The following is a 10,500-nucleotide window of genomic DNA, read 5'->3' as shown; positions in this document are numbered from 1 at the left end:
CGGCGCGTCGACGGTCGGCAAGGGCTCGCGCGGCTATGACGCCGGCAAGAAGGTCAACGGCCGCAAGCGGCATCTGGTGGTCGACACCCTGGGGCTGCTCATCGTCGTGCTGGTGACCGCGGCCAGCGTGCAAGACCGCGACGGCGGCATCCGGGTGCTGGACCGGGCCAAGATGGCCATGCCCTCCCTGGTGCTGGTCTGGGCCGATGCCGCCTACAGCCGCCGCACCCAGGACTTCGCCTCGAAGGCGCTGCGCATCCTGGTGCAGGTGGTGGCCAAGCTGGTCGGCCAGCAGGGCTTCGTGCCGCTGCCGCGCCGCTGGGTGGTCGAGCGCACGCACGCCTGGATCACCGGCCATCGCCGGATGAGCCGGGACTACGAACGGCTGCCCGCCCACTCCGAAGCGATGATCAAGTGGGCCATGATCGGGCTGATGGCCCGCCGCCTTGCACCCGCTCCCGGCCGCCGTCCCTGGCAGCCAGCACGAGCTTCCTGAACCCTTTCTCGACACGTTGTCAGTCCGGACGGCGCCGCCGGATCTTGGACCCGAGCCAGGTCAGCGGGTCGTACTTCCGGTCCACGACCCGCTCCTTGAGCGGGATGATCCCGTTGTCGGTGAGATGGATGCCCTCGGGGCACACCTCGGAGCAGCACTTGGTGATGTTGCAGTAGCCGAGGCCGAACTCCTCCTGCGCCGCGTCCCGCCGGTCCACGACGTCGAGCGGGTGCATGTCGAGCTCGGCGAGCCGGATGAGGAACCGCGGCCCGGCGAAGGCGGCCTTGTTCTCCTCGTGGTCCCGGATGACGTGGCAGGTGTTCTGGCACAGCCAGCACTCGATGCACTTCCGGAACTCCTGCGGCCGGTCGACGTCGACCTGCTGCATCCGGTGGTTGCCGTCCGGGTCCCGGGGCCGGGGGGTGAACGCCGGGATCTGCGCGGCCTTCTCGTAGTTGTAGGAGACGTCGGTGACCAGGTCGCGGATGACCGGGAAGGTCCGCAGCGGGGTCACCGTCACCGTCTCGTCCTCGGCGAACGTGCTCATCCGGGTCAGGCACATCAGCCGCGGCCGCCCGTTGACCTCCGCGCTGCAGGACCCGCACTTGCCGGCCTTGCAGTTCCACCGGACGGCCAGGTCGCCGGCCTGGGTGGCCTGCAGGCGGTGGATGACGTCGAGGACGACCTCACCCTCGTTCACCGGGACGGTGAAGGTCTGCAGCTCCCCGCCGGAGGCCTCGCCGCGCCAGACGCGGAAGGTGGCGTCGTAGCCGCCGCGGTTCCCTCCCTGGCCCTCGTCGACCGCGCCGATGCTCGGTTCCCCCGGTTCGGTCACGTGCCCTCCTCGCTGGCGCTCGTCGGGCCCGTGCCGGGCGGTGCTGTGTCCCTGCGTGACCTCGCGAGCTCGGTCACGTCTGCTCCTCGAAGACCTCGGCCAGCTCCGGTGGCATCTCCGGCAGCGGCTGACGGGTCACGGTCACCGCGCCGTCCGGGGTGCGGGTGCAGACGAGGTTGAGGCGCCCCCACCCGGGGTCGGCGGCGGGGAAGTCGTCGCGGGTGTGCCCGCCGCGGCTCTCCTCCCGGGCGAGCGCGGCCCGCGCGACGCACTCGCTGACCGCCAGCAGGTGCGGCAGATCCAGCGCAAGGTGCCAGCCGGGGTTGTACTGCCGGTGCCCCTCCACCGACAGCGCCGCCACCCGCTCGCGCAGGACGGCGATCCGCTTCAGCGCACGCTCCATCTCCGGCGCGGTACGGATGATGCCGACCAGGTCGTGCATCGTCTGCTGCAGCTCGGACTGCACCGCGTAGGGGTTCTCGCCACCCTCCCGCTCGAACGGCTCGAGGGCCGCACGCGCCGCCTCGGCCAGTGCCTCCTCGCGGAGCGCGACCAGGCCGGCCCGTTTCCCCGCGTGCTCGGCGGCGGCGGCACCGGCGCGCCGGCCGAAGACCAGCAGGTCCGACAGCGAGTTGCCGCCCAGCCGGTTGGAGCCGTGCATGCCGCCGGCGACCTCGCCGGCCGCGAACAGGCCCGGGACGGACGCCGCGGCGGTGTCCGGGTCGACCTCGACGCCGCCCATCACGTAGTGGCAGGTCGGGCCGACCTCCATCGCCTCCGCGGTGATGTCGACGTCGGCCAGCTCCTTGAACTGGTGGTACATCGACGGCAGCCGCCGGCGGACGTACTCGGCCGGGCGCCGGCTGGCGATGTCGAGGAACACCCCGCCGTGCGGCGACCCGCGCCCGGCCTTGACCTCGCTGTTGATGGCCCGGGCGACCTCGTCGCGGGGCAGCAGCTCGGGCGGGCGCCGGTTGTTCTTCTTGTCGTCGTACCAGCGGTCGGCCTCGTCCTCGGTCTCCGCCGTCTCCTTGCGGAAGAAGTCGGGGATGTAGTCGAACATGAACCGGTTGCCGGCCGAGTTCCGCAGGACGCCGCCGTCGCCCCGGACGCTCTCGGTCACGAGGATCCCGCGCACCGACGGCGGCCAGACCATCCCGGTCGGGTGGAACTGGACGAACTCCATGTTCACCAGCCCGGCGCCGGCGGCCAGCGCCAGCGAGTGCCCGTCGCCGGTGTACTCCCACGAGTTCGAGGTGACTTTCCAGGCCTTGCCGATCCCGCCGGTGGCCAGCACGACCGACGGCGCCTCCCACGCGAGGAACCGCCCCGACTCGCGCCAGTAGCCGAACGCGCCGGTGATGCCGTGTTCTTCGCCCGCCCCACCGCCCCCGGCCGGTCCGGTGAGCAGCCGGGTGACCGTGCACTCCATGTAGACGTCGACCCCGAGGGCGACGGTGCGCTGCTGCAGGGTGCGGATCAGCTCCAGCCCGGTGCGGTCGCCGACGTGCGCGAGGCGGGCGTAGCGGTGCCCGCCGAAGTCGCGCTGGCTGATCAGCCCGTCGGGGGTGCGGTCGAACAGCGCGCCCCAGTCCTCGAGCTCGCGCACCCGGTCGGGCGCCTCCTGCGCGTGCAGCTGGGCCATCCGCCAGTGGTTCAGCATCTTCCCGCCGCGCATGGTGTCCCGGAAGTGCACCCGCCAGTCGTCCTCGGCGTAGGCGTTGCCCATCGCCGCGGCGATGCCGCCCTCGGCCATGACGGTGTGCGCCTTGCCGAGCAGGGACTTGCAGACGACGGCCGTGCGCGCCCCGGCCTCGTGCGCGGCGATCGCGGCCCGCAGACCCGCGCCCCCCGCTCCGACGACCACGACGTCGTAGCTGTGTCTCTCGAGCTCCATCAGAAGAACCTCGGGTCGGAGATCGTGCCGGTGGCCAGGAGGAAGACGTAGAAGTCGGCGAACGCGACGCCGAACAGCGAGATCCAGGCGTACTGCATGTGTCGCGCGTTCAGCCGGGATACCAGCGTCCAGGCGCGGTAGCGCAGCGGGTGCCGGGAGAAGGAGTTGATCCGGCCGCCGACGGCGTGCCGGCAGGAGTGGCAGGACAGCGAGTACAGCCACAGCAGGGCGGCGTTGGCGAGGAGCACCAGCGTGCCCAGGCCCATGTGCCCCCACGCGCCGGTCTCGTCGCGGAAGGCGAGGACGGCGTCGTAGGTGAGGACGACGTTGAACAGCAGCCCGAGGTAGAAGAAGTACCGGTGCAGGTTCTGGCCCAGCAGCGGCAGCCGTGTCTCGCCGGTGTAGCGCCGGTGCGGCTCGGCCACCGCGCAGGCCGGCGGGGACAGCCAGAACGACCGGTAGTAGGCCTTCCGGTAGTAGTAGCAGGTCAGCCGGAAGCCCAGCGGCACGACGAGGATGTAGATCGCCGGGGAGATCCACGCCGGTCCCGTGAAGAGCTCCGGGAACGTCTCGCCCTCGCAGCCGGTGGTGATGCAGGGCGAGTAGAACGGCGAGATGTAGGGCTCGGAGAAGTAGTACGCGTTCTGGAACGCGCGGAACGTCGAGTAGCCGACGAAGGCGACCAGCGCCAGCACGGTCAGCAGCGGCTGCAGCCACCACCGGTCGGTGCGCAGGGTCCGCGCCGCGATGGCCGCGCGCCGCGGGGCCGGCCCTTCGCCACCGTGTCCCGGGGAGGCCGCCCCGGTCCCGCGCGGCGCGGTCGTCGTCACCGGATGGTGAGACCGGACCCGCCGGTTCCCGGGTCGTAGCCGTCGTCGTACAGGACGGCCGAGGAGCCCGGGGCACCGGGGGCCACGCGAGCCGCGCCGCACAGGAGGGCGAGGTCGTCGCGCAGCCGGGCGACGTCGATCCTCAGCCGGCGCGCGTCCACGGTGTCCCCGAAGTGTCGGGCGAGCGGGGTGCACGCCGCTTCCAGCGCGTCGACGGCCCGGCGGGCCGCCGCCACGTCCTGCTCCAGGGACATCGCTGCCTCCAGGTGCCGGTCACACCGCCGTCGACGGCGGGTGCGGGCAGTCGACCACGGAAGCCCGGCCCGCGGAAGGACTTCGGCAGCGGGTGGCGGAGGCTCGGCCGCCGGCACGGCGCGGCGGCCTAGCATCGTCGCCCGTGCGGCCCTTCCTCCTGCTGGCCTCGCGACCCGAGGACGAGGCCGCGGACGACGAGTACGCCGCCTTCCTCCGCGCCACGGGCCTGGAGGAGCGCGAGCTGCGGCGGATCCGGCTGGAGGCCGGCCCCCTGCCGCCGCTCGACCTCGACGACTACGCCGGGGTCCTCCTCGGCGGCGGGCCGTTCAACTCCAGCGACCCGGCCGAGGACAAGTCCGCCGTCCAGCACCGGGTCGAGGCGGAGCTGTCGGGGCTGCTGGACGAGGTCGTCGCCCGCGACCTGCCCTTCCTCGGCGCCTGCTACGGCATCGGCACCCTCGGCGTGCACCAGGGCGGGGTGATCGACCGGACCCACGGCGAGCCGGTCTCCTGCGTGCCGGTCACGCTGACCGAGGCCGGCCGGGCCGACCCGCTGCTCGCCGGGGTGCCGGAGGTCTTCGACGCGCTCGTCGGGCACAAGGAGGCCTGCTGCGTGCTGCCGCCCTCGGCGGTGCTGCTGGCGACGTCGGCCGGCTGCCCGGTGCAGATGTTCCGGGTCGGCCGCAACGTCTACGCCACCCAGTTCCACCCTGAGCTCGACGTCGCCGGCGTCGTCACCCGGGTGCGGGTCTACCAGCACGCCGGCTACTTCCCGCCCGCGGAGATGGAGGAGCTCATCACCCGGGTCAGCCAGGCGGTGGTCACCGAGCCCAGCCGGCTGCTGGCCACCTTCGTCGCCCGGTACGGCTGAACCGGTGTACCGGGGACCGGTCGTGCCGGACGGCGGCCTGCGGATGGGCACCCCGCAGGGCCGCTGGGTGCTCCTGGCGACCGTGCTCGGGTCCAGCCTCGCGATGCTGGACGCCACCGTCGTCAACGTGGCGCTGGAGCGGATCGGCACCGAGCTCGACGCCGGCTTTCCCGGCCTGCAGTGGACGGTCAACGCCTACACGCTCACCCTCGCCTCGCTGATCCTCATGGGCGGCTCGCTCGGCGACCGCTTCGGCCGGCGGCGGGTGTTCGTCGTCGGCACGGTCTGGTTCGCCGCGGCGTCCCTGCTGTGCGGCCTGGCGCCCGACGTGGGGACGCTGGTCGCCGCGCGGGCGCTGCAGGGCGTCGGGGGCGCGCTGCTGACCCCGGGCAGCCTGGCGCTGATCTCGGCGTCCTTCTCCGGCGCCGACCGGGCCGCGGCGGTCGGCGCGTGGTCCGGGCTGGGCGGGGTGGCCGGTGCGGTCGGGCCGTTCGTCGGCGGCTGGCTGGTCGGTATCGACTGGCGGCTGGTCTTCCTGCTCAACCTGCCGCTGGCCGCGGTGGTGGTCGCCGTGGCAGTGCGGCACGTGCCCGAGTCGCGCGACCCGCAGGCCGCGCGGCACCTGGACTGGCCGGGGACGGCGCTCGTCGTCGCCGGCCTCGGTGCGCTCACGTACGGCCTCACCGCGGCGGGTGAGCCCGGACGCGGCCCCGGCGTCTGGGGCTGGGTCGCCGCCGGGCTGGTCGCCCTGGCCGCCTTCGCCGTCGTCCAGCGGCGCTCGCCGGCCCCGCTGGTGCCCCCGGCGCTGTTCGCCTCCCGGCAGTTCACCGCCGCCAACGCGGTGACCCTGCTCGTCTACGCCGCCCTCGGGGTGGTGTTCGTGCTGCTGGTGCTGCACCTGCAGGTGGTCGCCGGGTTCGACCCGCTGCCGGCGGGCACCGCGGTGCTGCCGGTGACCGCGCTGATGCTGGCGTTCTCGGCACGCGTCGGCGCGCTGGCCCAGGAGGTCGGCCCGCGGCCGCTGCTGACCGCCGGGCCGCTCGTCGCGGCCGCCGGGGTGTTCCTCATGGCGCGGATCGGCCCGGACGCCGGCTACCTGACCGACGTGCTGCCCGCCACCGCGGTGTTCGGCGCCGGGCTCACGCTCCTGGTCGCGCCGCTGACCGCGACCGTGCTGGACTCCGCGCCCGACCGGCTGGCCGGCGTCGCCTCCGGGGTGAACAACGCCGCCGCCCGCGCCGCCGGGCTGCTCGCCGTCGCCGTCGTCCCGGCCGTGGCCGGGCTCGGCAGCACCGGGGTCGGGGACCCCGCGGCCTTCGCCGCCGGCTTCCGCACCGCGATGCTGGTCTGCGCCGGCCTGCTCGGAGCCGGCGCGCTGCTGGCCGCGGTGCTGGTGCGCCGGACCCTGGGGACGGCGGAGCCCGAGCCGCGGCAGCGACTGCACATCGAGGAGTGCCCGCACTGTGGGATCAGCGGGCCGCAGGTGCACCCGTCGGGGAGCGGAGAGGGGACGCGGTGAGCACGAACGCCGCCCAGCAGTCCACGTCCGGCGGGGCGGGCCTGCTCGCGCGGGTCGCCCCGCTGCGGCAGCGGCTGCGCACCGAGGCCGGCAGCGCCGGGCTCCTGCTCGCCGCCACCGTCGCGGCGCTGCTGTGGGCCAACTCGCCCTGGGGCGGGAGCTACGAGACCTTCTGGCACACCGAGTTCGCCGTCCGGTTCGCCGGTGCCGAGCTCGCCCTGGACCTGCAGCACTGGGTCAACGACGGCCTGATGGTGTTCTTCTTCTTCGTCGTCGGGCTGGAGATCAAGCGCGAGCTGGTGATGGGCGAGCTCACCGACCGGCGCCGCGCCGCGGTGCCGGCGGTGGCCGCGGTCACCGGCCTGGCGGTGCCGGCGCTGGTCTACGTCGCGTTCGCCGGGGGTGGCGAGGCGGCCGCCGCCTGGGGCGTGGTGATCTCCACCGACACCGCCTTCCTGCTCGGCGTGCTCGCCCTCGTGGGGCCGGCCTGCCCGGCACAGCTGCGGCTGTTCCTGCTCACCCTCGCCATCGCCGACGACGTCGGTGCGCTGACGGTGATCGCGCTCTTCTACACCGAGGACCTCGCCGTCGGCCCGCTCGTCCTGGCGCTGCTCGGGCTGGCGCTCATGGTCGGCCTGCGGTACCTCGACGTCTGGCGTGGTCCGGCGTACCTGGTGCTCGGCGTCGCGGTGTGGGTGGCGATGTACCTCTCCGGCGTCCACCCGACCCTGGCCGGGGTGGTGATCGCGCTGTTCACGCCGGCCTACCCGGCCCGGCGCGCGGAGGTGGAGGACGCCGCCCGGCGGACGCGGGCCTACCAGCAGTCGCCCAACCCCGGGTTCGCCCGCGCCGCCCGGCTGTCGATCGACCGGTCGGTGTCGGCCAGCGAGCGGCTGCAGCAGCTGTGGCAGCCGTGGACCAGCTTCGTCATCGTCCCGGTGTTCGCCCTCGCCAACGCCGGCGTCCCGCTGACCGGCGAGACGCTGCGCACCGCGGCCACCTCGCCGGTCACCGTCGGCGTCGTCGCCGGGCTGGTGCTGGGCAAGCTGGTCGGCATCCTGCTGGGCACCGGCCTGGCGGTGCGCTTGCGCCTGGGCGAGCTGGCCCCGGGGCTGACCTGGCTGCAGCTGGCCGGCGGCGCCGCGCTGTCGGGCATCGGCTTCACCATCTCGCTGTTCATCGTCGACCTCGCCTTCGACGACGAGGCGCTGGCCGACCAGGCGCGGGTCGGCGTCCTGGTCGCCTCGGTGCTGGCCGCGCTGCTGGGCTGGGGGCTGTTCCGGCTGGCCGACCGCCGCCGTCCGCCCGGCGCCGGGCTGCGGCCGGCGCTGCTGGAGCCGCCGGTGGACGTCGCCCGCGACCACGTGCGCGGCCCCGTCGACGCGCCACTCACCCTCGTCGAGTACGGCGACTTCGAGTGTCCGTTCTGCGGCAACGCCACCGGGACGGTCGAGGAGCTGCGGGAGCGCTTCGGCGACCGGCTGCGCTACGTCTTCCGGCACGTGCCGCTGGTCGACGTCCACCCGCACGCCCGGCTGGCCGGCGAGGCCGCCGAGGCAGCGGGCGCGCAGGGGCGGTTCTGGCAGATGCACGACCTGCTGTTCGCCGGCCAGGACCGGCTGACGGCCGGCGACCTGCTCGAGCACGCCGCGGCCGCCGGGCTGGACGTGCCGCGCTTCGCCCGGGACCTGGGGTCGAGCCGGTTCGCCCGCCGGGTCGAGGAGGACGTCGAGTCGGCCGAGGCCAGCGGCGTCACCGGCACCCCGACCTTCTTCGTCAACGGCCGCCGGCACACCGGCCCCTTCGACACCGACTCCCTGGCCGCCGCGCTGACGGCCGCCGCGGCAGAGGTCCAGCTGCCGCCGTCCGGCGACGACGGACCGAGCGGGCTGGTGCTGCCGGCGCTCGGCCCGCGGCGCGGCGAGCGGCGGCAGGACGCCGGGGACCCGCCGGACGCCGTCCCGGTGGACCTGCCCGAGACCCCCGACCGGGACGGCGCCTTCCCGCGGCTGACCGACGAGCAGGTCGCGCTGGTCGAGCGCACCGCCACCCGGCTGCACTGCGCGCCGGGGGAGACCCTCTTCCGCGAGGGCGACGTCGGCTACGCCTTCCACGTCGTCGTCGCGGGGCGGGTGGCCGTTGTGGAGGACCACGGCCGGGCCGGCCAGCGGGTCATCTCGGTGCACGGGCCGCACCGCTTCCTCGGCGAGCTCGACCTGTTCGGCGGCCAGCCGGTGTCGCTCACCGCGCTGGTGCTGCAGCCCGCCGAGGTGCTGCGCGTCGAGCGCGAGCAGCTGCGGCAGGTCTTCACCACCGACCCGGCCCTGAAGGAGCTGGTGCTGCGGGCCTTCCTGCTGCGCCGCTCGATGCTGCTCGAGCTCGCCGCCGACCTGCGCATCGTCGGGCGGGGCGGGTCTCCGGACAGCCGGCGGCTGCAGGAGCTGGCCCGCAGGCACCGGCTGGCGGCCGGCTTCGTCGACCTGGACGCCGGCGGGGACGGCGCGGCGGTGCTCGCCGAGCTGGGCGTCACCGAGGACGACCTGCCCGTGGTGGTGTGGCGGCAGGGCGCGGTGCTGCGCAACCCCAGCGACGACGAGGTCCTCGCCGCGATCGGGTCCGGTACCTGACCGGATCGGGCCGCCGCGGTCGGCGACCGGCCACCCACCGGCTCCGACGCCGTCCCGGCGCCGCCTGCGTTGCGCACTACGTAGCGCGCCCGTGTCCGTGCGTGCTGGCGCGCGCGGATTCGGCAAAGTGCCACTGACTACTGCCCGTAGCGACCGCCGTGACGCTGTGGTGCCCACCGGGGTGGGACGGGCGGTTGTGCAGGGCGTACGCAGCATCGACCCCCGCCGGCCACCGTCCCTGGTTCCCCTGGGGGCCCCCGAGTCCCGGCCCGGCGGCCCACCTAGCGTCGGCCCGGCTCCACGGGACCCCGTCGCCGAACCGCGGTGACACCCGTCGGGCGCCGCCCAACCGGGCGCCGGCAGCAGTCGGCGCCCGGGCCGGGGACCCACCGCAGCACATGGGGTGAAGCAGCACCGGACACCAGCGCCGGTCTGCCGGGCGAGTTCCCCGCCCGAACCCGTCAGCTAACCCGGTCGGCGGTCAAGGAGAACAGGAGAACCGTCGTCCATGACGACTACTCGCATGCCCTCGTCCGGTCGTTCGCTCCGCGGCCGGCGTGCCGTGGTGGCACTCCTCGCCGGTGCCGGCGTGACGCTCACCGCCCTGCCCGCACAGGCGCACCCCACGCAGCCCACCACCGCCGCCGCCCAGGCGCCGGCCCCCGCCGGCAAGCCGACGCCCACCTCGAGCGCCTACAGCATGTGGGACCCGCACGTCCGCCCCGTCGTCGAGGAGGTCGCCCAGCGCTTCGGCGTCTCCACCGTCTACACGCGGCCCGGCCACAGCCCCACTCAGGGCCGCGCTGCCGACTTCATGGTCCACGCCGACCGGGCCAAGGGTGACGCCGTCGCCCAGTACGTGATCGACAACGCCGCCCGCTTCCGTGTCGAGTACGTGATCTGGCGGCAGCGCATCTACATCGTCTCGTCCGGCACGTGGCGGGCCATGGCCGACCGTGGTTCCCCCACGGCCAACCACATGGATCACCCGCACGTGGCCTTCCGGCCCGCCTGACAGCACGAGAGCCTCCCTGCCCGGTGCGGGTGGGGAGGCTCTCGCGCGGGTCGGCTCTAGGAGCCTGCTGAACAAGTAGGGCGGGCAGGCTGCCATCAATGACCGTCGAGCGGCAGATCGGTCACAACCCTGGGGTTGGACAACGAGGTCGGCCT

General features: G+C 74.3%; 9 protein-coding genes and 1 riboswitch. Of the genes, 5 read left to right on the top strand and 4 right to left on the bottom strand.

Annotation, left to right across the window (positions count from 1 at the left end; translation table 11 throughout):
- Window positions 1–496: transposase (locus CNO22_RS22115; RefSeq protein WP_157936980.1), on the top strand; the 496-nt coding region annotated here is incomplete at its 5' end.
- A gap of 19 nt (window positions 497–515) precedes the next feature.
- Here the strand turns inward: CNO22_RS22115 and CNO22_RS22110 are convergent.
- From CNO22_RS22110 to CNO22_RS22095, 4 genes are all read right to left on the bottom strand, one after another.
- A complete protein-coding gene (locus CNO22_RS22110; protein WP_232807253.1) occupies window positions 516–1,331 on the bottom strand; it encodes a succinate dehydrogenase/fumarate reductase iron-sulfur subunit in 816 nt (271 codons plus the stop codon).
- A gap of 73 nt (window positions 1,332–1,404) precedes the next feature.
- The gene (locus tag CNO22_RS22105; protein WP_198588513.1) at window positions 1,405–3,228 is read right to left on the bottom strand and encodes a fumarate reductase/succinate dehydrogenase flavoprotein subunit; all 1,824 of its coding nucleotides are present in this window, start codon (window positions 3,226–3,228) and stop codon (window positions 1,405–1,407) included.
- Window positions 3,228–4,058, bottom strand: coding sequence for a hypothetical protein (locus CNO22_RS22100; RefSeq protein WP_100501387.1), 831 nt, complete (start codon window positions 4,056–4,058; stop codon window positions 3,228–3,230). The genes CNO22_RS22105 and CNO22_RS22100 overlap by 1 nt, the downstream gene beginning before the upstream one ends.
- Complete coding sequence (locus tag CNO22_RS22095; RefSeq protein WP_100501386.1) at window positions 4,055–4,312, bottom strand: hypothetical protein; 258 nt, start codon at window positions 4,310–4,312, stop codon at window positions 4,055–4,057. The genes CNO22_RS22100 and CNO22_RS22095 overlap by 4 nt, the downstream gene beginning before the upstream one ends.
- 143 nt (window positions 4,313–4,455) lie before the next feature.
- Between CNO22_RS22095 and CNO22_RS22090 the strand changes: the two genes are divergently transcribed.
- The 4 genes from CNO22_RS22090 (at window position 4,456) to CNO22_RS22075 (ending at window position 10,345) form a co-directional block, all read left to right on the top strand.
- Window positions 4,456–5,184 carry a glutamine amidotransferase gene (locus tag CNO22_RS22090; RefSeq protein WP_100501385.1) on the top strand — a complete coding sequence of 243 codons (729 nt, stop codon included), beginning with the start codon at window positions 4,456–4,458 and terminating at the stop codon, window positions 5,182–5,184.
- Between the two features lie 4 nt (window positions 5,185–5,188).
- Window positions 5,189–6,703, top strand: a complete 1,515-nt coding sequence (locus CNO22_RS22085; protein ID WP_232807252.1) for an MFS transporter — start codon at window positions 5,189–5,191, stop codon at window positions 6,701–6,703.
- Entirely contained in the window at window positions 6,700–9,330 is a 2,631-nt protein-coding gene (gene nhaA / locus CNO22_RS22080) for a Na+/H+ antiporter NhaA (protein WP_100501384.1), read from the top strand. The genes CNO22_RS22085 and nhaA overlap by 4 nt, the downstream gene beginning before the upstream one ends.
- Window positions 9,331–9,690: 360 nt before the next feature.
- A riboswitch (cyclic di-AMP (ydaO/yuaA leader) is annotated at window positions 9,691–9,826 on the top strand.
- 93 nt (window positions 9,827–9,919) lie between these two features.
- Entirely contained in the window at window positions 9,920–10,345 is a 426-nt protein-coding gene (locus tag CNO22_RS22075; protein WP_232807251.1) for a hypothetical protein, read from the top strand.
- Window positions 10,346–10,500: the final 155 nt, after the last annotated feature.

This window comes from Geodermatophilus chilensis (assembly GCF_002802985.1).
GTDB classification, from domain to species: Bacteria; Actinomycetota; Actinomycetes; order Mycobacteriales; family Geodermatophilaceae; genus Geodermatophilus; species Geodermatophilus chilensis.
This window is presented reverse-complemented; position numbering and strand designations above follow the sequence as displayed.